Here is a 23,447-nt window from a genome sequence, read left to right as displayed (position 1 = left end):
TGACGCAAACCGTGCCAGCGCTGGACAGTCCCCGTTAACCTCCTTTCGCCCTTCCTGTCGTTGCGTGTGGCAGGCAGGAGGGAGATGAGGAGTTCTTCCAATGCGTCGACTGTTGCCGCTTTTCGCTCTGGCGCTGGCCGCGCCCGCAGACGCGGCCCCGCCCCGCGCGCCGTTCACGATCGTAGAGACCGGGCAGGGCTTCGAGACGATCGATGCCGCGGTGCAATCGGTCCGGATGGGGACGGCGACGATCCTCATCGCGCCCGGGACCTATCATCAATGTACCGTGCAAGCGGGCGGGGTCATCACGTTCAAGGCGGCGACCCCGGGCAGCGTGATTTTCGAGGGCACGACGTGCGAGGGCAAGGCGGCGTTCGTGTTGCGCGGGCAGGGCTCGACGGTCGACGGGATCGTCTTTCGCGGCATGCGCGTCGCAGACGGCAACGGGGCGGGGATCCGGACCGAGATCGGTGACCTGACCGTCCGCAACGCGACGTTCCTCGATAGCCAGGAAGGCATTCTGGGTGGCCATCCTTCCGGACAGAAGATCGTGATCGACCATTCCAGCTTCGCCGGTCTTGGCCAGTGCGACCAGTCGACCGATTGCGCGCATGCGATCTATCTCGCCAATCAGGGCAGCGTAACGATCACCCACAGCCGCTTCGAACGCGGGACGGGTGGGCACTACGTCAAGCTGCGCGTGCCCAATGTGACGATCACGGACGACAGCTTCGACGACACGCGCGGGACGAAGACGAATTACATGATCGACCTGCCCGAAGGGGCGACCGGGGTGATTGCGCGCAATATCTTCGTCCAGGGACGCAACAAGGAGAATTGGACGGGTTTCGTGGTCGTAGGCGCGGAAGCCCGGACCTATCCGTCAAAAGGTTTGCGCGTCGAAACAAACGAAGCATCGCTTGCGCCGGGTGAAAGCCGCAGTCCTGCGTTCGTCGCCGACTATAGCCACGCTCCCCTCGCGATCGGCAACAACAGGCTTGGCCCGGGCGTGCGGGCGTTCGAGCGGCGCTGAACGATCCTGGTCACGGGATCCGCGAGAAAGTATCCGCCCCCGCGTTGATCGAGGCCCATGCCTGCCCGGGATCGGTCTGGCTCGTCATCTGCCATAGCATCACGAGTTCATCAGAGCCTTCGTCCAGCCGCCCGACCCAGGCGGTGATCGCCTGAAATTCGGTCCAGTGGACGAGGAAAGCCACCTGTTGCCCGTCGACCGAGCCTTGCAGCGGACCGGACGTGCTCGAAGCGTCCCCGCTCACCGTGCTCGTGTACATCCCCGACAGCAACGGTCCGACCTGTTCGATCAGCATGAACGAGCCGAGTTCGTTCCGCCACGTTCCCGATATATCGACGTCCCCGCCGGTTCCGTGCAGGGCGACATGGATCGGGTGAAAGGATGGCATGGCGCGGCTCCATCGTGACGGTTGCGCAATGATACCCTTGCCCCGTCACGACGCGATTACGGAATAGCCCGTACGGCGCAGCCAACGGGGCCGGGCACGGGCCACCCTGTCAAGCGCACGGCGCTCCGGCCTTGCTGAGATCGAGGCACTTTCCGTCCATCCGGGGTGCCGCGATCTTCAACCCGATCTGATTAGCAAGCGTCGGTGCAATATCCACCGTCTCGATCCCGGCGGGATGTTCGAACCCGGTCATTCCCTTGCGCCAGAACAGGATCGGTACGCGGCGATCATAGTCATACGGGCTGCCGTGGGTCGCAACATAGCCCTTGGTCGGATCGGGGATCGGCGTGACGCGCGGCTTGAGCAGGACGAGCAATTCGCCCGAGCGACCGGCTCGGTAAGATGCGCGTGCACGCTGCAACAGGGTCCAGCGCTCCGGCGGTCCTTTCGGTGTCGGGGTGGCCGCAATTTGTGCCGCAGTGAAGACCTCGGCAACTTGCGGATCAGCCTTGTAATAGGCGATTGCCGCGTCCTGTACCGCCTTGCGCTGGGCAGGGGTGAGGTCGCGCGCGATGTAGACGTCGCCGTTGGGAATGTCGCCGAACAGCACGGGCTTTCCGATCCCGAGCTTCGCCGCAATCGCCTTGCCAGCCACCGCGGGCGCGAGGGCGACCCGCGCACGCTGCGCTTCCGGCAAGCCGGCATTGATTTCGCGTTCGGGGATGTCGTTGCCGCCATGATCCGCGGTCAACACAACTTCATAATCGACGCCGGTGGAATCGAGCACGTCGAAAAACGAACCAAGCGTGGCGTCGAGTTGCTGGAGCTGGATGCACATCTCCGCGCCTTCGGTGCCAAAGGTGTGGCCGACATAATCGGTGGCGGAAGCGCCTACGTCGATAATGTCGGTGGTGTCGCCCTGGCCGAGCTTCATGTCTTGCACCAAGCCAGCCGCCAGCGCGACGATCGCGCCGTCGAACGCGGGCGAGGCACGGAAGGCGCTGGCGTTGCCGGCTTCCCGCGCGAAATGGCCTGCGCCCACCGTCTTGCCGGCGCCGATCGGGATGGCGACGTCGTGCGCCTTGCACTGTTGCGGTACCTCGAGCGCGGCTTGCGGCGCGGCGATGCGGGCGGCGATCGCAGCGTTGGCGCGCGCGACGACGGGCGGGGTTGCGCGCCCGGCGTAGCTGACCATCGCCTTGCCGTTCCACCACCAGAGCTCGTCGACATTGTGGCCGCCCATCATAACCGCCGCACGGTCCTTGCCCGCGACCGACACGACTCGCACTTTAGGGTTGGCGGCCTTCATCCGTTCGCCAAGCGTGGGTACGAGCAAATGCTTGTCTGAGACGGTGTAGGTGCCGGTGTGGTCGGTGCCGGGAACGGTTTCGTCTTCCGCGCAGTAGACCTGCTTGTCCTCGCGTGCGACGCCGAGGTCGGTCCAGGTGTTCGCGATGATGCCAGTATGTTCGGGGCGGAAGCCGGTCAGGATCGTCGAGTGACCCGGGCACGTCTCGGTCGCGGCATGGCTTTGATAGCCGCTGGGGAACACTGCGCCCTTCTGCAGCCGTGCAAGACCGCCGGTGAAGCTGCCGCGATACTCGCCGAACAGGTCGGCGGAGAATTGATCGACCGAGATCGCGACGATCAGCTTGGGCGGCGTGTTCGGAGCGGGAGTCGCGGCTGCGGCTGTCTGCGGGGCGGGGGCTGGCGCGGTCTTCGCGGCGATCGGAACACTGGCCAGGCTGAAAGCGATCGCCAGGATGGACGCGTAGCGGTTCAAACGAATTCTCCGAGTTGGACGGCGGGCCGATTTCGCCGCTATGGCCCGAGGGTTCGAGCTCGACAAGGATGTGCGATGCGCTGGTTTCATGACGTCGTTGTTACGCTGCTTGCGCTGCTTGTTTTTAGCAGTAGCGCGCAAGCCAGTGCGGCGACGCTCGATCCGATTGGATCCGGTGCGCATCTGAAGATCACGCTGGTCGCGGAAAGTCGCACGCCGGCCCCTGGGCAGACCGTCACGCTCGCGCTGGAGAGCGTGCCCGCGCCCGGGTGGCATGGATATTGGCAGAATCCGGGCGATGCGGGCTTTCCCGCGAAGCTCGACTGGACGCTGCCGAAGGGCGTGGTTGCGAGCGAGCCCGCCTATCCGGTGCCGGGGCGGCTGATCGTCGCGGACTTGATGAATTACGTCTTCGAAAAGCCCTATGCGCCGCTCGTGACGCTCAGGGTCCCGGCCGGATTGGCGGCCGGCACGGCGTTGCCGGTTCGGTTGAAGACCAACTACCTCGTCTGCTCGGCGGAAGTCTGCGTTCCCGAATCGGCGGAACTTGCGATCGATTTGGTCGTCGGCGACGGCACGATCGCGCCGGATACGCGCGCGCGGTTCGATGCGTGGCGCCGGGCGGTGCCCAAGCCGCTCGATGCAAAAGCGATGTTCCAGTTGAGCAACGGGCGCGTTCGGATCGCGATCCCCTATCCGGCCGGAGCGGCATTGGGGCAGGCGTATTTCTACCCGATCACGACGGGGGTGATGGATTACGCCGCCCCACAGACGGTCACGCAGGACGGCGACCGCATCGTGATCGAGACCAAGGCGGCGGCGAGCCCGGCGGCGAGTACGGGACCATTTCAGGGGGTATTGCAGATCGGCGCCCAACAGGGGTTGGTCGTAACGGCTGGCGCGGGGACGGTTGCCGCCTCCGCAGGGACGCCCGCCACGGCGGCGGGCCTCGGTGGGGCAAGCGTCGTGAGCGCGACGCTGATCGCCTTTGCCGGCGCGATGCTAGGCGGGTTGATTCTCAACATCATGCCCTGTGTCTTCCCGATTTTGAGCCTTAAGGCGCTGAGCCTCGCGCGCGGGCACCTCGACGAGCGGCACGCGCGGCAGGAAGCGCTGGCTTACGCTGCTGGCGTTGTTTCGGTGTGCGTCGGGCTGGGCGGCGTGATCCTCGCGCTGCGCGCCGGGGGGACGGCGGTTGGCTGGGCCTTCCAGTTGCAGGATCCCCGGGCGATCGTCGTACTGTTGCTGTTGACGGTGGCTTTGTCGCTCAACCTCAGCGGATTGTTCGAGATTCCGACGCCTGCCTTCGTTAACCGTAGCGGCGGCGCGGGCGGTGCGTTCGCAACCGGGGCGCTGGCGGCGTTCATCGCGACGCCGTGCACCGGGCCGTTCATGGGCGCTGCGCTGGGGGCGGCACTGGTGCTGCCATGGGGCGCGGCGCTGGCGGTGTTTGCTGGGTTGGGGATCGGACTTGCATTGCCGTTTCTTGCGCTTGGCTTCGTGCCGGCGCTACGGCGGCGCTTGCCCAAGCCGGGCCTATGGATGGAGACGTTCCGCCGAATTCTCGCGATCCCGATGTGGTTGACTGCGATCGCGCTGGCGTGGGTGCTGGGGCATGAGGCGGGCGTTGACGGGATGGCGATCGGTCTGGTGGTCGCGCTGCTGTTCGCTGTGTTGCTGTGGGTTGGCGGTGCGCGGCAGAAGAAGGGGCGGGCGATCGGCGCGGTGATCGGCGTGCTGCTGTTGGCGACGGTTGCCGCTAGCGTCTGGCTGATCGGCGGGCGACGTCCCGATACGGTGGCGTCGGCGACGGTTCCGGGGGGGGCGGAACCCTTCACGGAGGCGCGGCTGGCGGCGCTGCGGCAGGCGGGGCGACCGGTGTTCGTTTACTTCACCGCGGACTGGTGCCTGACGTGCAAGGTCAACGAGAAAGCAGCGATCGAGACCGATGCGACGCGCAAGGCGTTCTCCGATCACAAGGTTGCGGTGCTGATCGGCGACTGGACCAATGGCGATCCGGTGATGGGGCGTTTTATCGAAACGCATAATCGCGCCGGGGTGCCGTTGTATCTCTATTACGCGCCAAATGCTGCCGAACCGCGCGTATTGCCGCAGGTGTTGACGTCTGCGATGCTCGCCGGGCTATGAAACGCCGTCTTCTGTCCGCACTCGTCGCGCCGGTGTTGCTGCTGACCGGCGGCGCGATTGAGTCGCCACCGTCCTGGTCGCAACCGATCAAGCCGTTCCATGTCGCGGGGCCGGTGTGGTACGTCGGCACACGCGGGCTCGCGGTCTATGCGATCGTCTCGCGCGAGGGGACGATCCTTGTTAGCGGGCCGATGGCGGGAGACGCGGGGCAGGTCGAACGCAACCTCGCGACGATCGGGGTGCGGCCGCGGCAAGTGACGTGGATCCTCAACTCGCACGCGCACTTCGACCATGCGGCCGGCTTCGCTGAACTCCGGCGGTGGAGCGGCGCGAAGCTCGTCGCCTCGGCGGGCGATGCGAGCGCGCTGCGCCGCGGGCGGCATGAGGCGGACAATGACAACGGGTACACCCGCTTTCCGCCCGTTCCGGTCGACCGCGTGATCCGCGATGGGGAACAGGTCCGCACCGGGGATGTCAGCGTGACGGCGATGCTGACACCGGGACATACCGCCGGCTGTACGACTTGGCTCTTGCCGATCGTCGACGGACGACGGACGCTTCGCGTGGTGTTTCCCTGCAGCATCACGGTGGCGGGGAACCATTTGTACGGCAACCGGGCCTATCCGACGATCGATTCGGATTATCGCCGAAGCTTTGCGCGGTTGTCCGCAGTCAAGGCTGACATCGTACTGCCGATGCATCCGGAGATCGCCGAAGTCGTTGAGCGGGCCCAACGCCGGGACGCGGGGCAGGCGGACGCGTTCGTCGACCCAACGGTACTTCCGCGAATCGTCGCGTCGGCCAAGGCGGACTATGCCGTTGCCCGCGGGGCGCAACGAAAGCACTGATTGCGCGCCCAGCGCGGTTGAACGCTCTTTCAGACGTAATATCCCCTTGTGCGACGCAACAATCCATCGCAGCATGGAACCGGCACGCAGTTGGAGGCTTTATCGTCAAATGGGGATAAGGCGGGCGTTCGACGAAATCATGGGCAAAAGCGGGAGCATGATCCCGCGATCGGAGCTTGCCGCACTCGGCGAGTGGATCGAGAGCACGCCTTCCAATGAATTGCGCCGTCGACAGCAGTCGGCCGAGGCGACATTCCGCCAGCTCGGGATCACGTTCGCCGTGTATGGCGAGAGCGATGCGAGCGAGCGGATCATTCCGTTCGACATTGTCCCGCGGATCTTTTTGGCCAACGAATGGAACCGGTTGTCCGAGGGTCTTGTCCAGCGGGTCGAAGCGATCAACGCTTTTCTCCACGACATTTACGGCGAGCGGCGGATCCTTGCAGAAGGTGTGCTGCCCGCCGACCTGATCTTCGGTAACCCGCAGTTTCGGCCTGAAATTGCAGGGATTCGGCCACCGCACGACATCTGGGCGCATATCTGCGGGATCGATCTGGTGCGGACCGGACCCGATGACTTTTACGTGCTCGAGGACAATGCCCGGACTCCTTCGGGCGTGAGCTACATGCTCGAAAACCGTGAGGCGATGCTGCGGCTTTGTCCCGAGCTTTTCCGCTCCTTCCGCGTGGCCGCGGTCGACTCGTACCCGGACAAGTTGCTGGAAACGATGAAATCGGTCGCGCCGATCGGGGTTGCCTCGCCGGTGTGCGTCGTGCTGACCCCGGGGCATTACAACTCGGCCTATTACGAGCATAGTTTCCTGGCCGATTCCATGGGCGTAGAGCTCGTCGAGGCGGCGGATCTGGTGGTCGACGACGACATCGTCTGGATGCGGACGATCGCCGGGCTGGTGAAGGTCGATGTCATTTATCGGCGGATCGACGACGATTATCTCGACCCATTGGTGTTCCGGCCGGATTCGATGCTGGGCGTGCCCGGCCTGATCGCGGCCTATGCGGCGGGGAACGTCGCGTTGCTCAACGCGCCGGGGAACGGCATCGCGGACGACAAGGCAATCTACTCGTACATGCCTGAAATCGTTAAGTTCTATTCGGGTGGCGAACCGAAATTGCCCAACGTCGAGACGTGGCGCTGCCGGGAACCGCAGGCGTTGAAGTACGTGCTCGACAATCTGAAGGACGTGGTGGTCAAGCTGGTCGATGGATCGGGCGGATACGGGATGCTGGTCGGCCCGACCGCGACCAAGGCGGAAATCGAGACGTTCCGCGCCGCGCTGATTGCCGAACCGCACCGCTATATCGCGCAACCTACCCTCGCTTTGTCGACGGTTCCGACACTGGCTGACGCCGGTTTAGCGCCACGGCACGTCGATTTCAGGCCGTTTGTGCTGACAGGATCCAAGGGTGTGCAAGTCGTCCCCGGGGGCCTGACGCGTGTCGCGCTCAAGGAAGGATCGCTCGTCGTGAATTCGTCGCAGGGCGGCGGGACGAAGGACAGTTTCGTGCTGATGGACAATGGGGCGGGCGAGCAAGCGCAGGTCTCCGATGCGTTCGGCCAGGCGCAGGTCCAGACGATGGGGCAGCCGCTCTGATGCTCAGCCGGACCGCATCCTCGCTCTACTGGCTCGGGCGTTATGTCGAGCGTGCCGATTTCATCGCCCGACTGGTCGAGGCGACCGTCCGGCTCGACGTCCTGTCGCCGCGTCCGGCGGGGGAGGCCGCCTGGGCCTCCGCGCTGGCGGTGACCGAAACCGACGCGGCGTTCGCCAAGACCGGCCAGTCGATCACCAAGACCAACGTCGCGCGGTTCCTGACCCTCGACGCGAGCCACCCGGGGTCGATCGTCCGCGCGCTCGACATGGCGCGGAACAACGCGAAGGCCGTTCGGACCGCGCTGACGCGAGAAGCGTGGACGGCGATCAATGGCGCGTGGCTGGTGTTCGATCGCCGCGCGAGCGCAGGTAATGCGACCGCGACGCTGAACCTCGTGGAGTCGGTGAAGGCCGAGACGCGCGGTTTTGAAGGCGCGATCCACCGGATGCTGCGCAACCAGACGACCTGGTTCATCCGGCTCGGCCAGGCGATCGAGCGGGCGGACAACACCGCACGGTTGCTCGACGTGAAATACCATATTCTGCTCCCTGAAGGCGAGCGGGTCGGCGGCGTGGTCGATCGCGACCAGTGGACGACGATCCTGCAGACGGTGTCCGCCGTGACGGCCTATCGCTGGTTGTATTCGGAAGGGTTGCGCCCCGCCAATGTGATCGACCTGCTGATCGCGCGGTCGGAACTGCCGCGCAGCCTGGCGGCGTCGGTCGAGGAGGCGGTCGACATCCTGAACTTGCTCGCCAAGCGCACCGGGCTCCACGGCGAAGCGGACCGGATGGCGCGCGCACGCCATGCGCGGATTGCACGAACCCGATCGGGCCAGGTCATCGCCGGGGGGCTGCACCAGTATCTCCAGGGCTTCATCGGCGAAAACGACCAGCTTCACGAAGCGGTCGGTCGCCAGTTCAAGTTCAGTTGATGCGCCTATCCGTCGATCATCGCACGACCTACCATTTCTCCGCGCCGCAAGCGCGATTGACCCAGATGCTGCGCCTCATTCCCGAGGACACGCATGACCAGTCGGTGACGGGGTGGAACCTGCACGTCGATTGCGATGCGCGGATGCGCCACGGACGCGACGGCTTCGGTAATCGCGTCACGATGCTGTATGTCGCCGGTCCGATTTCTGACATCGAGATCGCGGTTTCGGGCGAAGTGCTGACGCATCCGTCGAACGGGATCGTCCACGGTGGGCAGGAGCCGCTTCCGCCAGCGCTGTTCCTTCGCGATACGCCGCTGACGCGGGCCGATGCCGATATTGCCGAATTTGCCATGGCGATTGGCGAAAGCGATCCGGTCGCTTGGCTCCACGCGCTCAACATCGCGATCAACCGGCGGTTCGCGCTGGACCATGGCCGACCGATCGCCGGTCGAACCGCGATTGAGGCGTTTGCGGAAGGATCGGTCAGTTCGCGCGACATGGCGCAAGTCTTCATCGCGTCTGCGCGGGCGACGGGCGTCGCGGCGCGCTATGTCTCGGGCTACAGCCCGGTATGCCAAGCGGAGGCGGATGGCCGGCCAGCGCCGCATGGCTGGGCGGAGGCGTATGTCGAGCGGCTCGGATGGGTCGCATTTGACCCTTCTACTGGCCTTAGTGCGGACACGGCCTATGTCCGCGTCGCGGTCGCGCTGGATTCGGCGGGGGCTGCGCCGGTCGCCGGATCACGGCTGGGGGAGGGTTTTGAGACTCTCGACGTCGATCTGCACGTCGAGCGCGACGGACAATAGCCCCGCGCCTGACGACCTATCGGGTTTCGAGCAGTTGCCCTGCCATCGCCGCATATTTTTCGGTAGGCGGCGCGAACTTGGCGTCTTCGTCGACGAGCAGGTTCCAGCCGGTTGGCCCGAGCGCCTCGATCGGGCGATAGCGGACCTTGTATTGCATCCGGGGCGAGCCCTTCACCCAATAGCCCAGATAGACGTAGGGAAGCCCGACCGCGCGCGAGCGGAGGATATGGTCGAGGATGATGAAATTCCCGAGGCCGCCGCGCGTGGCATGTTCGGTGTCGAAGAACGAATAGATCATCGAAAGGCCATCCGCCTGCTGGTCGGTCAGGCAAGCGCCGACCAGCCGACCGCGCTCCCCATGGCGGGCGGGCTCGCGATATTCGACGATGAAGCTGTTGACCGGCGAATGTTCGACCATGTCGGCATAGTCGCTCTCGTCCATCTCGGCCATGCCGCCGCCGGGATGGCGCGACCCGAGGTAGCGGCTGAGCAGCTGGAACTGCTCGTCGGTCGCCCATGGCCGGCACGCGGTAACTTCGAGATCGCGGTTGCGGCGCAGTTGCTTGCGCTGCGTGGCATTCGCTTCGAAATCAGCCGAGACGACGCGCACCGACACGCAGGCGGTGCACCCCGCGCAGCTCGGGCGATAGGCAACGGACTGGCTGCGCCGGAAACCGATCCGGCCGAGCGCATCGTTGAGGTCGCTCGCCTGTTCTCCGCGCAACTCGGTGAACACCTTGCGCTCCAGCCGATCCGGCAGATACGGGCAAGGCGCCGGGCTGGTCACGAAAAATCGCGGGAAACGAAAAGGCGCAGTCACCGGCGGAAGTCCTCTGCGGCAGGAAGGTGCGGTCTGCATTTCCGGCCTGGCATCGCGTTATGCTTTGTCCCCGTCAGGTTGGAAAGGACGTTTGCCAAGTTTTCCGTCCCATCCCGAGCGACCGACATCATCCGGTGTTAGCCGCATATTCCCCTCAATCCGGTTAACGACCCACGGCTCAGGCGAGTTCTACCGTGGACACGGTATAGCCTGCGACTTGCAGCGCATCGGTCAGCCGGTCGAGATGCGCGCGGTCACGCGTCTCGCACTCCACGTCGAGGAACAGACCCTTGGCCGGAAGCTTCGTGAAGATCCGCTGATGCGACAGTTCGAGAATGTTGACCCGCTGGGCATCGAAGATCCGTGCGACGTTGAACAGCGCGCCGGGCTGATCTTGCAACCGAATCCGGAGCCGCGCGAGCCGTCCGGACCGGGCCAGATCGCGCAACAGCACGTTGGCGAGCAGCCGGGTATCGATGTTGCCGCCGCACAGGACGACTCCGACGGTACGACCGGCGAAGCGTTCGGGATGCTGGAGCAATGCCGCGAGGCCCGCCGCGCCGGCGCCCTCGACCACGGTCTTCTCGATCTGCAGCAGCAGGCTGACGGCCTGTTCGAGACTGCGTTCGTTGACCAGCACGATGTCGTCGACCAGCGCCTCGACCATGTGTGACGTGATCGCGCCGGGTTCCTTGACCGCGATGCCTTCTGCAAGCGTATCGCCGGCGCACGGCATCGTCGTGCCGTTGATGCGGTTGTACATCGATGGGAACAGCTCGGCCTCGACCCCGACGACTTCAATGCGGTGCCCACCGGGCTTGCGGCTGGCCGCCTCGGCGACGACCGCCATGCCGGAGATCAGGCCACCCCCGCCGATCGGCGTCAGGAACGTGTCGATCTGCGGCACGTCCTCGAGCATTTCGAGCGCGACCGTTCCCTGGCCCGCGATGACGCGCGTGTCGTCGAACGGATGGACGAACGTCAGGCCGCATTCCGCCTCGAGTTCGCGGGCATGGGCGTAGGCGGCGTCGAACGTGTCACCGAACAGGACGACCGTCGCGCCGTGGCCTTCGGTCTGCGTGACCTTCACGATCGGGGTGTTGGTCGGCATCACGATCGTCGCGGGGATGCCCAGCCGGTTGGCGTGGTACGCGAGGCCCTGGGCGTGGTTGCCCGCCGACGCGGCGATGACGCCGGCGGTCTCGGGCGGGAGCTGGAGCAGCGTGTTGAGCGCGCCGCGCTCCTTATAAGCTGCGGTGAACTGGAGATTTTCGAACTTGAGATAGACGGTCGCGCCGGTGAGTTGCGACAGCGTGCGGCTGATGAAGCAAGGCGTGCGGACGATCTTGTCCGAAATCCGCATATGCGCCGCCTGGACGTCGGCCAGCAGGACGGGGAGGGGTTCGGACTTCGCTTGCGTCGCCATCGTTCACTTCCGTTCGCCCCCGAGCCTGAGGGGACAGCCTTGCGTTCCCTCGCCTGGAGTGGGCGGTGCGTCGATAGGCTCGGCACGCGGGTGCGTCCGTCGCCTAGACCATCTGGCGCGATGAAGGAACAAGCCTTATCGCGGGGCCTATGCTCACTGTATCCTGCGCTCGCCTTGCCACGTCGCTGCTGTCCGCCGTCGCGCTTTCCAGTTTGATCGTGCCCTGCGCGGCCTGGGCCGACGCGCTGATCGACAACGTCAACGGGATTACGCTCGACAAGGACGGGAAGGTGGTTCGCTTTACCGGCTTGTTGATGTCGCCCGATGGCAAGGTCGTCAAACTGCTGGCGGAGAACGAAAAGCGCCCGGTGAAGCTCGACTGGCGCGCGGATGAGCATGGCAAGGTATTGCTGCCGGGGTTCATCGATGCGCACGGGCACGTGATGGAGCTGGGGTTTCGCGCGCTTGAACTCGACCTGTCGGGCGCGACCTCGCTAGACGACGCCAAGGCGCGGATCGCGGCGTATGCGGCGGCGAACCCGGATCGCAAGTGGATCGTCGGGGGCGGTTGGAACCAAGAGGCGTGGGCGCTCGGGCGGTTCCCGACCGCGGCGGATCTCGACGCGGTGGTCAGCGACCGTCCGGTCTGGTTGCAACGCGCCGACGGCCATGCCGCCTGGGCGAACAGCGGGGCGATGAAGGTCGCCGGGGTCACCGCCAAGACGGTCTCGCCCGCGGGCGGTCGGATCGAGAAGACGGGGACGCTGCCCAGCGGCGTGTTCGTCGATTCCGCGCGCGACCTGATCGAAAAGGCAGCGCCGCAACCGCTCCCCAAGGAGCGCGACTTCGCTTTTCTCAAGGCGCAGGAGGCGCTGCTCAGCCACGGCATTACCGCGACCAGCGACATGGGCAGTTCGCTGGACGACTGGCTCAGCTATCGCCGCGCGGGGGATGTCGGGGCGCTGCGGGTGCGGATCATGAGTTACGCCGCCGGTGTCGAGACCGCAGTAAGGGTCGGCGGTTCCGGCCCGACTCCGTGGTTGTATGCCGACAAGCTGCGGATGGGGGGCGTGAAGCTGTATGCCGATGGCGCGCTCGGGTCGCGCGGGGCGTGGCTCAAGGCGCCGTATAGCGATGCGCCGGGGCAGACCGGGGCGGGGTTCCTGTCCGACGACGTGCTGCGCAACCTGATGAGCCGTGCGGCGGTCGACCATTATCAGGTCGCGGTCCATGCGATCGGCGACCGTGCCAATGCCGAGGTGCTCGGCGCGATCGACGATATGGTCGATACGTACAAGGGCGATCGGCGCTGGCGGATCGAGCATGCGCAGATCGTCGATCCGGTCGATCTTCCGCGCTTCGGCAAGAACGGCATCATCGCCTCGATGCAACCGACGCACGCGACGAGCGACCGGACGATGGCGGAAGCGCGCCTGGGGCCGACGCGGCTTGCGGGGGCCTATGCCTGGGCGTCGATGCTGCGCAACGGCGCGACGCTGGCGTTCGGGTCGGACTATCCGGTCGAGAAACCCGATGCGTTCGCGGGCTGGGCCGCGGCGTTCACGCGACAAGGAGCGGACGGGCAGCCCTACGGCGGCTGGCGTCCCGAGGAGCGGGTGACGCGGGAACAGGCGTGGTGGGCGTTTACCGGGGCGGCGGCCTATGCCGGGTTCGCCGAGGAGAAGTTCGGGCGCCTTGCGGTCGGCCAGCGCGCAGACTTCATCATCGTCGACCGCGATCCGCTGTTGGCGAGCCCGACCGATCTGCGCGCGACCAAGGTGGAACAGACGTGGGTCGGCGGGGAAAAGGTGTTCGTGCGCCCCTAGTTCCGGACCGCGCCGGTCAGTCCGCCTCGATGTCGCGGTTGGCGTCGTTCTTGATGAAGCCGCGATCGTCAGGGACGAACGTCGCGGACGGGATGGTGCGCTGATCGACCGCCGTGACGCGCCACACCGGTGGGCCGCTGGCGGGGGCGATGAGCAGCGGTAGCTTGACCGTATCGTCCCAGCAGATGTGCGTGGTCCGCGCGCCCTCGATCAGATCGTACCAGCGGCATGCCCGTCCGATCCGCGGCATGCCCGCGGGCGGGGTCCGCGCCGCGACCAGGCGATAGGGGCCCTTGGGGTGGCGCAGGCCGTGCCCCAGATCGTACCAGTCGGTGAACTGCCCGATCCGGTACAGGTTGGTCCGCTCGATCACCGTGCTGATCCGGCGCTTCAGGTCGAGCACCTTGAGCGTATAGCCGACTTCCCCGGCCTTGCGCGTCGCGTAGGTCGCCAGCGCGGCATCGGTGACGCGCTTGATCCTGCGATCATGGTCGCGCCACAGTTCCAGCCGGTGGATCGCTCCGTTGGAGGCGTAGAGGATCTGCACGTGGAGGAAGGCGGGTTCGCCGGTCGCCGCGAAAACGGTGTCGAACGTTCCCGCGCGGGGTGCCGTTGCTGCCAGCCCGGGCGCAGCCGCCAGGGCGAGCAGCGGTAGCGCGAGACGCACCGACACGGTCGATTTGCGCATACGCATTACTGGCGAATGGCCTTGGCGTGATCAAAGTAGCGGTAGGTCTTCCCGTCGATCGTCAGATCCTTCACCTGCAGCGTGATGGTGTAGGTGCCGAGCGGGAGCGAGGTGTCGCGTGTCCGGCCGGTCGGATCCAGCGGGGTCTCGAACGCGAGCCCGGTCGCGGGCGCCGTGGGGGAGATGGACGATGCCGCCACCGTTGGGGTCGATCCGCTCGCCGGCGTGGCCAGCGCCTCGTTGATGATACGGCCATCGGCTTGCGGCATCGCCAGGCGCAGCAGATAGGCGACGGTCGGGGCGACATCGACGTTGCCGGTCGGCGTCGTCACGGTCGCGCCCTTGCGGAACGACGGACCCGACGCGATCAGCGTGTTGTGGACGTCGACCGGGCTGAAACTGCCGTGCATCCCGCGCTGCCCGCCCGCGCTTTCGAACTCGATCCCGGCCTTGCCCTGGACGGTTGCCTGATCGTCCCAGTTGAACGACACCACCACATCGGGCTGGCCGTTGCCGCTGCGGGTGGCGTTTTCCAGGTTGACCTGGTTCATCTGCAACGTGCCCGGCAGCGCGCCGTACCGGCTGTCGACGAAGATCGCGCCATATTCCTCGCGCTGCTGGAGGAAGGTGACGAGGTTGCGGATCGTCGTCACGTCGTGGCTGGGGACGTAGAAATAGTCCGACCCCCCGTTCGCCGCGACGACGATGCCGTTGGTCGGCAGGCTGCCGGGGGCGGGAACGCGGAACGTGCCGGTCGCGCTGATCGCCTGATACTTCGTGTTCGCCGCGCCGCAGACCGAGCCGGTCGTGTCCAGACGGACGGGGATGGTCGCAGTCCCCGTTGCCGAGATGCCGTACATCGCGCTGGTCGAGCAGCCCGCACCATCATAGGCGCGGAAACCGCGATAGGTCAGCAGATCGGCCGAGCGGACGTCGCCCGAGAAGGAATAACCCGACGGATTGACCCCGCCGAGGCTCGCCGCACTCGTGCCGCTGGTGGCGCCATTGATCGTGGGACCGTTCGGCGCGGAAGCCGACGGGTTGATCGTCCGCAGCGGATACAGGTTGAGCGGTCCGGAGACGCTGGAATGCGCATGATCGGACACGACGACGACGTTGGTCGTGCTATCCAGACCCTGCGCCTTGAGCGCGGCCATCAACTCGCCCAGCCGCGCGTCCTGCGATTGCAGCCCGGCCTTGGCGTTCGCGCTGCCCGGTCCGTAGCCATGCTCGACGTTGTCGGGGGTACGGAACCAGATGACCGACAGCATCGGCTTCTTCTGGGGCAGGATGTAGGACGTGAAGACGTTCAACATGTACTTGTTGGACGCATCCTCGGGAGCACCCTGCGTTTCGTCGCTGGAGTCGCGCGCAGCGACCGTGATCGTGCCGTTCGGATCGTAGGCGGTGGTGTCGAACGTCACATAGCCGGCACGGGCGGTCGGGGTGCCGTTCGTGCCTGCGAGCGTGACCGCTTCGCCCGCGGTATAATTGTTGACGACGTTCGTCGGGAGCGGAATGTTCGCGGCTTGCAGTTCGGTGACGAGGCTGCGCGGCTGGACGGTGTTCTCGTCGAGGAACACGCCGCCCTTGCCGAGATCCTGGATGAACGCCGCGCCCGACTTGCCGATCGCGGCGGTGGTGAGCCCAGCGGCCTGCGCGGTCGCGAACAGGCTCTTCACCAGCAGCAACTGGCCGCCGTAATAGTCGTTCAGCGTGCTCAGGACCTGATAATCCTCGGTAAAGACCGGGTCGGTGTAGCTTTGGGTGCCGCCCGCGGCGGTCTTGCCCGCCGGGATCGTGTTGCCGGTGCCCTGCGGCGGGGTCCAGAAGGTGTTGCCGTAGAAGCCCGACGTCTTCGGGAAGGACCCGGTCGCAAAGCTCGATCCGTTCATCATCGTGAACGTCGGATAGGTCGAGTGATTGTCCTGGAAATTGACGCCGGCTTGCTGGAGCGCAAACAGGTTGGGCGTATCGGTCGCGTTGACGTCGTCCGGACGCAGACCATCCCACACCATCACGATCGTCCGGACCGCCGGGGCCGAAGGGGTCGGGGTCGGTGAAGGCGTCGGGGAGGGCGCGGGGGTCGGCGCGGTTTGTGTTCCACCACCACCGCCACTGCAGCCGGAGAGGACGAGACTGGTCGCACACAGGGCTGCCAGCGCGGATTGCATCTTCATAGATTTGCCCCAGGACATTGGACTGGCCAGACCGCCGAAGCGCCCGCCGAAACTGGGCGCTAACTGACGATCGTGACGGAAACGTGACTTATGGTAAACGAAATGTCACGCAAATAGTTGTTTTGGCGTCATTAAATTGCGTGCTGTTGCGCGAAATCACAGGCGCGCACGAAGCCGCCGCCGGCGATGATGCGATCACCACCCGGCCAGCCGTACTGCACAGGATCAACGGAACGGGTTAGGCGACTTCCACCGAACCGAGCATGTCTTCGGGTTCGCGCAGCACGTAGCCGCGGCCCCAGACGGTCTCGATATAGTTTTCGCCCTCGCATGCCATGCTGAGCTTCTTGCGAAGCTTGCAGATGAACACGTCGATGATCTTGAGCTCGGGTTCGTCCATCCCGCCGTACAGGTGGTTGAGGAACATTTCCTTGGTCAGGGTAGTGCCCTTGCGCAGCGACAGCAGCTCGAGCATCGCATATTCCTTGCCGGTCAGATGCACGCGCGCGCCATCGACCTCGACCGTCTTGGCGTCGAGGTTGACCGCGAGCTTGCCGGTCCGGATCACGGACTGGCTGTGCCCCTTCGACCGGCGGACAACCGCATGGATGCGCGCGGTGAGTTCTTCACGGTGGAACGGCTTGGTCACGTAATCGTCTGCGCCGAAGCCGAACGAGCGGACCTTCGAGTCCATCTCGTTGATCCCCGAGAGGATCAGCACCGGGGTCTGGACGCGGGCGACGCGGAGTCGCTTGAGAACGTCATAGCCGTGCATGTCGGGCAAGTTGAGGTCGAGCAGGATGATGTCATAATCATACAGCTTGCCGAGATCGAGGCCTTCTTCGCCAAGATCTGTCGTGTAGACGTTGAAACCTTCAGCCGACAGCATGAGCTCAATCGCTTTTGCAGTCGTCGGCTCGTCTTCGATCAGCAGCACCCGCATCTTGCTGTTCCCCGTTTCAAGGGGCCAGTACCTCCCGTGGCCTGACCAACCCTTGTGGTAACTATTAACCTCAACAGTGATGAAGGCAAAAGGTTAATTTGCGATTAAGCCGTGGAAACAACGCGGTAGGGGAGGCAGGAAAAAGGTCATGGCAGGACGCAAATCTGTTTTAGACGATCAGTCAGAAATGCGATGAGACCTTCGACTCGCGCGGGGCGCAACGTACCGGGTGGCGTCATCAGGTGGAGCGCCCCGGTGTGGGGCGCCCAGTCTCCCAGAATCGTTTCGATCCGGCCCGCCTTCAAATCCTCCGCGACGATGAATTCGGGCAGCATCGCGATGCCGAGCCCGCGGCGCAGCGCCGGCAGCATCGCCTCTCCACTATTGGTTGCCAGCGGACCGTTGAGCCGGACCGACACTTCCGTCCCGTCGGCCCCGACGAAGCGCCACGGCGTGGTGACGTTGGTATAGGCGAAGCAACGATGCTCGCCGAGTTGACCGGGATGGGTCGGGCGCCCGTGAAGCGCGAGATAGGCGGGTGCCGCGACCACGTGCATCCGCATGTCGGCGAGCTTGCGCGAGCGCAGCGAACTGTCGGGAAGCGTCGCGATCCGCAGCGCGATGTCGAATCCTTCCGCGACGATATCGACTCGGGCGTCGGACAGGTGGAGGTCGATCTCGATCCCCGGATTGAGCACCAGAAAGTCTGCGATGACGGGCGCGATCGCCAGCAGCCCGAGCGACATCGGCGCGGCGACCCGGACGAGGCCAGTCGGTGCGTTGGCGGCATCGAGCGCGGCTTCCTCGGCGGCGTTGGCCTCGGCGAGGATCCGGGCAGCATGTTCCGCCAGCCCCTTGCCGTTTTCGGTCAGCGTCAGGCGTCGCGACGTCCGGTGGAACAGCGACTGGCCGAGATGCGCTTCGAGCCGGGTGACCGCCTTGGACACGGTCGCCTTCGAAACGCGATCGCTTCCGCCGCGCCGCTGAACGAGCGGTGTTCCACCACGCTTGCGAAGATGGCCCAGGCTTCGAGATCGGGCAGGCGCATCGTTTGTCCCTTCGCGACAGAGAGAGCCGTTTAGCCATGGAAACGATCGGTTTCCAGTGTTTCCATTTACGACGTGATTGAAACGCCTATCATGCACTCAACGGAACGACTGGTTCCTTCTGGAGACATGTCATGATCGAGAAACGGTCTTTCGAAAGCCTTGGGCATGCCAATCACGGCTGGTTGAACGCGCGTCACCACTTTTCCTTCGCCAATTACCACGAGCCGGCCCGGATGGGATGGGGTGCGATCCGCGTATGGAATGACGACGAGATCGCTGCCAACAGCGGTTTCCCGCCGCATCCGCATCGCGACATGGAGATCATCACCTATGTCCGCAAAGGCGCGATCACGCACAAGGACTCGCTCGGCAACGAAGGGCGGACGGGCGCTGGCGATGTTCAGGTGATGAGCGCCGGGTCTGGCGTGCGGCATGCCGAATATAATCTGGAAGCCGAACAGACGACGATCTTCCAGATCTGGATCGAACCGAGCCGTACCGGCGGGTCGCCGTCGTGGGGCGCGAAGCCTTTTCCGAAGGACGATCGCTCGGGTCAGTTCGTCACGTTGGCGAGCGGTTTCGTGGAGGACAGCGATGCGTTGCCGATCCGCGCCGAAGCCCGCGTGCTGGCGGCAATGGTGCGCGCCGGGGAGACGATCACGCATGAAGTGCTGCCGGGGCGGCACGCGTATCTCGTGCCGGCGACGGGCGTGATCGAAATCGCTGGTGAGACGTTCAAGGCGCGCGATGGCGCGGCGATGGACGGCGGCCAGACCGTGACGATCACCGCGATCGAGGATGCCGAACTGGTTCTCGTCGACTCTCAATAAACGTTCACAACCCTATGTTTCCAAACCGAAGGAAGTCATGATGTCTAAAGTTCTCGTGCTCTATTACTCGTCTTATGGTCACATCGAGCAGATGGCCGATGCCGTCGCCGAGGGCGCACGCTCGGGGGGTGCAGAGGTCGACATCCGCCGCGTTGCCGAAACCGCGCCCAAGGACGTGGTCGAGGCCGCGCACTTCAAGACCGATACCGCGCACCCGCTGATCGAAGGCCCCGACGCGCTCGCCAACTATGACGCGATCATCGTCGGTGCGCCGACGCGCTACGGTCGGATGCCCGCGCAGATGGCGTCGTTCTGGGATACGACCGGTGGCTTGTGGTTCCAGGGCAAGCTGATCGGCAAGGTCGGCGGTGCGTTCACCTCGACCGCCAGTCAGCATGGCGGCCAAGAGACGACGCTGTTTTCGATCATCACCAACCTGCTGCACCACGGCATGACGATCGTCGGCCTCGATTATGGCTTCAAGGGCCAGATGGGCGTCGACAAGGTCCTTGGTGGCACGCCGTATGGCGCGACGACAATCGCAGATGGCGACGGCAGCCGTCAGCCCGCGCAGGAAGAACTGGATGGCGCCCGCTACCAGGGCAAGCGCATTGCCGAGACGGCGGCGAAGCTGTTCGGGTAACGAATACGGGGGAGGCTACGAAAGCGGCCTCTCCCATCCGTCGTCGCGGAAGCGGTAGGGGCTAACCCCGCCGCAGGCCGGCACCAGGGTTCAGCGCGCCCAGTCGCCCGACTTGCCGCCGACCTTGGTCAGCAATTGGATGTCGCGGATCGTCATCGTCTTGTCGATCGCCTTGGCCATGTCGTAGATCGTCAACAACGCCACCGTCACCGCAGTCAGCGCTTCCATTTCCACCCCGGTCTTGCCCTCGGTCGCCGCGGTCGCGGTTGCGGCGACCCCGGCCTCATCGATTGCAAGGTCGATCGCGACGCGCGTGAGCGGCAAGGGGTGGCACAGCGGAATCAAATCGCTCGTCTTCTTCGCCCCCATGATCCCCGCGACGCGGGCGACCGCGAGGACGTCGCCCTTGATCGCGCTGCCGTCGCGGATTGCGCGGACGGCCTCGGGCACCATGTCGATCCGGCCACTGGCGACCGCCTCGCGGCGCGTCGGGGCCTTCCCCCCGACATCGACCATATGCGCCGCGCCCGCCGCATCGAGGTGCGTCAGGCCGCTCATCCGACGAGCGCGCGCGTCGCGGCCTCGACGTCGGGCTGCCGCATGAGCGCTTCCCCAATCAGGAAGCAGCGGATGTCCTGTTCCGCCATCGCATCGAGATCGGCGCGCGTCGTCAGTCCGCTTTCGGCGACGAACGTGCAGTCCTTGGGCGCCTTCGACACGAGCTCGCGCGTCCGCGCGAAATCCACGGTAAAGGTGCGCAGGTCACGGTTGTTGACACCGATCAGCCGCGATTTGAGCTTCATCGCGCGTTCCATCTCGCTTTCCGAATGGACCTCGACCAGCACGTCCATCCCGCATTCCAGCGCGCTCGCCTCGATCTCGGCAAGCAAGGTGTCGTCAAGCGCCGCCATGATGAGCAGGATCGCGTCCGCGCCGATCCCGCGCGACTCCGGGACCTGCCACGGGTCGACCATGAAATCCTTGCGGAGCACCGGCAAATTGCACGCCGCGCGCGCCGCGACCAGAAACGCGTCCGACCCCTTGAACCACGCTTCGTCGGTCAGCACCGACAGGCAGGCGGCGCCCCCCGCGGCATAAGCGGTGGCATGCGCCGGGGGATCGAAATCCTCGCGGATCAGGCCCTTCGACGGGCTCGCCTTCTTGATCTCGGCAATGAGCGCGAAGCCCGTCTTCGCACGCGCGTCGAGCGCGGCGCGGAACCCGCGCGGCTTGGTCTGCGTGGAGATGCGCGCATCGAGTTCGGACATCGGGATCGTCGCCTTGCGCGCGGCGACATCGGCGCGCTTGGTTTCGAGGATGCGGTTGAGAATATCGGTCATGAATAAGCGATCCAGCGATCGAGCAGGGCGTTTGCAGCACCGGAATCCAGTGCTTCGGCGGCGATGTCTACACCTTGCGGCAGGGTTTGCGCGGTTCCGGCGACGATCAGCGCGGCTGCCGCGTTGAGCAGCACCGCATCGCGATACGCGCCTCTCTCTCCCTGCAACAGACGGCGCAGCGCGGCGGCGTTATACGCGGGGTCGCCGCCGACGATCGCGCTGATCGGGTGACGCGGCAGGCCGGCATCCTCAGGCGTGATCCGCTCGGGCAGGGTGGTGTTTCCGATGCTGACCGCACGCGACGGGCCAGCGCACGAGATTTCGTCCAGCCCTTCCTCGCCTGACACGACCACCGCGGCTTCGGTGCCGAGCTGTTCGAGCGCGGCAGCATAGGTTGCCGCGTAATCCGGCCTGGCGATACCGATCAGCTGGCGCGTCACACCGGCCGGGTTGGCGAGCGGACCCATCAGGTTGAAGATCGTGCGGCGCCCGATCCGCTGCCGGATCGGGGTGATCCGGCGCATCGCGGGGTGATGATTGGCCGCAAACAGGAAGGCGATGCCAATCTCGTGGAGGCTCGCCTCCGCGTTCGCGCCTGCACGCTCCATGTCGAGGCCGAGGATCTCGAGCGTGTCGGCGGCGCCCGCCTTGGAGGAGGCCGCGCGGTTGCCATGCTTGGCAACGGGAGAACGCCGGTACTCGCTACGACGAGCGAGACCGCGGTCGAGACGTTGAGCGTATGATGCCCGTCGCCGCCGGTTCCGCAGACGTCGATCGCCCCGGCGGGCGCGGAGATCGGGATCAGCCGGTTGCGGAGCGCGCGGGCCGCTTCCGCGATTTCGATGCTCGTCTCGCCCCGCTCCGCCAGGGCGGTCAGGAACGCCGCGATCGCGTCGTCGGAGGCATGGCCGTCCAGCACGTCGACGAACGCCTGCGCCGCGGTTTCGCGGCTGAGTGGGGTGCTCGGGTCCGGGAGCAGCGTAAGGGTGCTCATGCGGCGCCCTTGCGGACGATGCCGGCATCCGACAGGAAATTCGCCAGCAGCGCATGGCCGTGTTCGGTGGCGATGCTTTCCGGATGGAACTGCACTCCGTGGATCGGCAGCGTGCGGTGGCGGACCCCCATCACCGACCCGTCGTCCGCGTGCGCGTTGGCGACGAGCGTGTCGGGCATGTCCTCGACGATCAGTGAATGATAGCGGGTCGCGGTGAACGGCGAGGGCAAGCCGGCGAACACGCCGCTGCCGTCATGCGTGACGGGGGACGTCTTGCCGTGCATCAGACCGCCGCGCACGACCGAACCCCCGAAATGCTGGCCGATTGCCTGATGGCCGAGACACACGCCGAGCAGCGGTCGACCCGCCTCCGCGCACGCTGCAACGAGATCGAGCGAAACGCCCGCTTCGGTCGGGGTCTTCGGGCCGGGCGAAATGAGGAACCCCTGCGCGTTGCTCGCCATGGCGTCGGCGGCGGTCAGCGCATCGTTTCGGACGACCTTCACTTCCGCGCCCAACTCCATCAGATAATGGACGAGGTTCCAGGTGAAGCTGTCGTAATTGTCGATGACGAGGATCATCCTCGCGCCGCTACCGTGTTTGGCGATATACCACAACGGTTACGCGGTCGGACGATCACACGAGCGGTTCAGGGTGGATCAACCTTGCCCCCCGCACGTTGATGAACCTCAGGAGAAATGAACATGTTGCGCACTTTAGCCGTGATTGGATTGCTGGCCGCGCTGCCCGCCACGGCCTTGGCTCAAACGGCCGCGTCCGGCCCTCAGCAACAGGCCGAGTCGGGGAAGCCGCCGCAGCGGATCCGATCGGTGACGATCACGGGGAATCAGGCTTGCCCCAAGTCGAGCGACCCCGATGCCGAGATCGTCGTGTGCGCTCGAGTCGGCGAGCCCTACCGTATTCCGAAGGAGTTGCGTGACGACAAGCCGATTGCCGCGCAAAACCAGAGCTGGGTCAATCGCACGGCCGTGGCGGATGAGGCCGGGCGGCGCGCTGGCGGCTTGCCTGATACGTGTTCGCCCGTGGGATCGGGTGGTCAGACCGGATGCGGCAAACTTCGCGCCGAGCAGTTCGCGGCCGAGCGGGCCGAGGCACGCCGTCAGGCCGAGATCATTCCCTGAGCTCAACGTT

General features: G+C 65.5%; 20 protein-coding genes and 2 pseudogenes. 10 read left to right on the top strand and 12 right to left on the bottom strand.

Going from position 1 to position 23,447, the window contains the following annotated elements:
* The first annotated feature begins 100 nt into the window (after window positions 1-100).
* On the top strand, window positions 101-1,033 hold the full coding sequence (locus tag ABIC16_RS14000; RefSeq protein ID WP_354291561.1) for a polysaccharide lyase domain-containing protein: 933 nt from the start codon (window positions 101-103) through the stop codon (window positions 1,031-1,033).
* Window positions 1,034-1,043: 10 nt separating this feature from the next.
* Here ABIC16_RS14000 and ABIC16_RS13995 read toward each other — a convergent pair whose 3' ends face one another.
* The gene (locus ABIC16_RS13995; RefSeq protein ID WP_354291560.1) at window positions 1,044-1,421 is read right to left on the bottom strand and encodes an avidin/streptavidin family protein; all 378 of its coding nucleotides are present in this window, start codon (window positions 1,419-1,421) and stop codon (window positions 1,044-1,046) included.
* A 109-nt stretch (window positions 1,422-1,530) separates the two neighbouring features.
* Window positions 1,531-3,183, bottom strand: coding sequence for an alkaline phosphatase family protein (locus ABIC16_RS13990; RefSeq protein WP_502958349.1), 1,653 nt, complete (start codon window positions 3,181-3,183; stop codon window positions 1,531-1,533).
* 96 nt (window positions 3,184-3,279) lie between these two features.
* Between ABIC16_RS13990 and ABIC16_RS13985 the strand changes: the two genes are divergently transcribed.
* The 5 genes from ABIC16_RS13985 (at window position 3,280) to ABIC16_RS13965 (ending at window position 9,556) form a co-directional block, all read left to right on the top strand.
* On the top strand, window positions 3,280-5,352 hold the full coding sequence (locus tag ABIC16_RS13985) for a protein-disulfide reductase DsbD family protein (RefSeq protein ID WP_354291559.1): 2,073 nt from the start codon (window positions 3,280-3,282) through the stop codon (window positions 5,350-5,352).
* On the top strand, window positions 5,349-6,200 hold the full coding sequence (gene bla, locus ABIC16_RS13980) for a subclass B3 metallo-beta-lactamase (protein WP_354291558.1): 852 nt from the start codon (window positions 5,349-5,351) through the stop codon (window positions 6,198-6,200). Before ABIC16_RS13985 ends, bla begins: the two co-directional genes overlap by 4 nt.
* A gap of 109 nt (window positions 6,201-6,309) precedes the next feature.
* Window positions 6,310-7,812, top strand: a complete 1,503-nt coding sequence (locus tag ABIC16_RS13975; protein ID WP_354291557.1) for a circularly permuted type 2 ATP-grasp protein — start codon at window positions 6,310-6,312, stop codon at window positions 7,810-7,812.
* Window positions 7,812-8,747 carry an alpha-E domain-containing protein gene (locus tag ABIC16_RS13970; RefSeq protein WP_277968549.1) on the top strand — a complete coding sequence of 312 codons (936 nt, stop codon included), beginning with the start codon at window positions 7,812-7,814 and terminating at the stop codon, window positions 8,745-8,747. Before ABIC16_RS13975 ends, ABIC16_RS13970 begins: the two co-directional genes overlap by 1 nt.
* A complete protein-coding gene (locus ABIC16_RS13965) occupies window positions 8,747-9,556 on the top strand; it encodes a transglutaminase family protein (RefSeq protein ID WP_277968548.1) in 810 nt (269 codons plus the stop codon). Before ABIC16_RS13970 ends, ABIC16_RS13965 begins: the two co-directional genes overlap by 1 nt.
* A 16-nt stretch (window positions 9,557-9,572) precedes the next feature.
* Here ABIC16_RS13965 and ABIC16_RS13960 read toward each other — a convergent pair whose 3' ends face one another.
* Window positions 9,573-10,376, bottom strand: a complete 804-nt coding sequence (locus ABIC16_RS13960; protein ID WP_354291556.1) for an arginyltransferase — start codon at window positions 10,374-10,376, stop codon at window positions 9,573-9,575.
* Window positions 10,377-10,554: 178 nt separating this feature from the next.
* Window positions 10,555-11,802, bottom strand: a complete 1,248-nt coding sequence (locus tag ABIC16_RS13955) for a threonine ammonia-lyase (protein WP_277968546.1) — start codon at window positions 11,800-11,802, stop codon at window positions 10,555-10,557.
* 149 nt (window positions 11,803-11,951) lie between these two features.
* Between ABIC16_RS13955 and ABIC16_RS13950 the strand changes: the two genes are divergently transcribed.
* Window positions 11,952-13,628 (top strand): amidohydrolase, encoded by a 1,677-nt coding sequence (locus ABIC16_RS13950; protein WP_354291555.1) that lies wholly within the window; start codon window positions 11,952-11,954, stop codon window positions 13,626-13,628.
* 16 nt (window positions 13,629-13,644) lie between these two features.
* Here the strand turns inward: ABIC16_RS13950 and ABIC16_RS13945 are convergent, their stop codons facing one another.
* The 4 genes and pseudogenes from ABIC16_RS13945 to ABIC16_RS13930 all read right to left on the bottom strand — a co-directional run bounded on the left by ABIC16_RS13945 (window position 13,645) and on the right by ABIC16_RS13930 (window position 18,487).
* Complete coding sequence (locus tag ABIC16_RS13945) at window positions 13,645-14,322, bottom strand: hypothetical protein (protein ID WP_354291554.1); 678 nt, start codon at window positions 14,320-14,322, stop codon at window positions 13,645-13,647.
* The gene (locus ABIC16_RS13940; RefSeq protein ID WP_354291553.1) at window positions 14,322-16,496 is read right to left on the bottom strand and encodes an alkaline phosphatase family protein; all 2,175 of its coding nucleotides are present in this window, start codon (window positions 16,494-16,496) and stop codon (window positions 14,322-14,324) included. Before ABIC16_RS13940 ends, ABIC16_RS13945 begins: the two co-directional genes overlap by 1 nt.
* Window positions 16,497-16,734: 238 nt before the next feature.
* Window positions 16,735-17,439 carry a response regulator transcription factor CtrA gene (ctrA, locus tag ABIC16_RS13935; RefSeq protein ID WP_277968542.1) on the bottom strand — a complete coding sequence of 235 codons (705 nt, stop codon included), beginning with the start codon at window positions 17,437-17,439 and terminating at the stop codon, window positions 16,735-16,737.
* 146 nt (window positions 17,440-17,585) lie between these two features.
* Window positions 17,586-18,487, bottom strand: a pseudogene (locus ABIC16_RS13930) (LysR family transcriptional regulator).
* A gap of 132 nt (window positions 18,488-18,619) precedes the next feature.
* On the opposite strand from ABIC16_RS13930, the gene ABIC16_RS13925 reads away from it, so the two are divergent.
* Both ABIC16_RS13925 and wrbA read left to right on the top strand, forming a co-directional pair.
* Entirely contained in the window at window positions 18,620-19,318 is a 699-nt protein-coding gene (locus ABIC16_RS13925; protein WP_354291552.1) for a pirin family protein, read from the top strand.
* Window positions 19,319-19,358: 40 nt separating this feature from the next.
* Window positions 19,359-19,961 (top strand): NAD(P)H:quinone oxidoreductase, encoded by a 603-nt coding sequence (wrbA, locus tag ABIC16_RS13920; protein WP_354291551.1) that lies wholly within the window; start codon window positions 19,359-19,361, stop codon window positions 19,959-19,961.
* Between the two features lie 90 nt (window positions 19,962-20,051).
* Here the strand turns inward: wrbA and moaC are convergent, their stop codons facing one another.
* From moaC to ABIC16_RS13900, 4 genes and pseudogenes are all read right to left on the bottom strand, one after another.
* Window positions 20,052-20,519 carry a cyclic pyranopterin monophosphate synthase MoaC gene (moaC, locus tag ABIC16_RS13915; protein WP_354291550.1) on the bottom strand — a complete coding sequence of 156 codons (468 nt, stop codon included), beginning with the start codon at window positions 20,517-20,519 and terminating at the stop codon, window positions 20,052-20,054.
* Entirely contained in the window at window positions 20,516-21,301 is a 786-nt protein-coding gene (trpC, locus tag ABIC16_RS13910) for an indole-3-glycerol phosphate synthase TrpC (protein ID WP_354291549.1), read from the bottom strand. The genes moaC and trpC overlap by 4 nt, the downstream gene beginning before the upstream one ends.
* A pseudogene (trpD, locus tag ABIC16_RS13905) lies at window positions 21,298-22,295 on the bottom strand (anthranilate phosphoribosyltransferase). The gene trpC and the pseudogene trpD overlap by 4 nt, the downstream one beginning before the upstream one ends.
* Window positions 22,292-22,876: an anthranilate synthase component II gene (locus ABIC16_RS13900; RefSeq protein ID WP_354291548.1), complete on the bottom strand. Its 585-nt coding sequence runs from the start codon at window positions 22,874-22,876 to the stop codon at window positions 22,292-22,294. Before ABIC16_RS13900 ends, trpD begins: the two are co-directional and overlap by 4 nt.
* A gap of 123 nt (window positions 22,877-22,999) precedes the next feature.
* On the opposite strand from ABIC16_RS13900, the gene ABIC16_RS13895 reads away from it, so the two are divergent.
* Window positions 23,000-23,437: a hypothetical protein gene (locus tag ABIC16_RS13895; RefSeq protein ID WP_354292334.1), complete on the top strand. Its 438-nt coding sequence runs from the start codon at window positions 23,000-23,002 to the stop codon at window positions 23,435-23,437.
* Window positions 23,438-23,447: the final 10 nt, after the last annotated feature.

Origin of the sequence: Sphingomonas sp. PvP055 (assembly GCF_040546365.1) — a bacterium.
GTDB classification, from domain to species: Bacteria; Pseudomonadota; Alphaproteobacteria; order Sphingomonadales; family Sphingomonadaceae; genus Sphingomonas; species Sphingomonas echinoides_A.
Note: the sequence above shows the minus strand (reverse complement) of the source record. Positions and strands in the feature narration are given on the sequence as shown.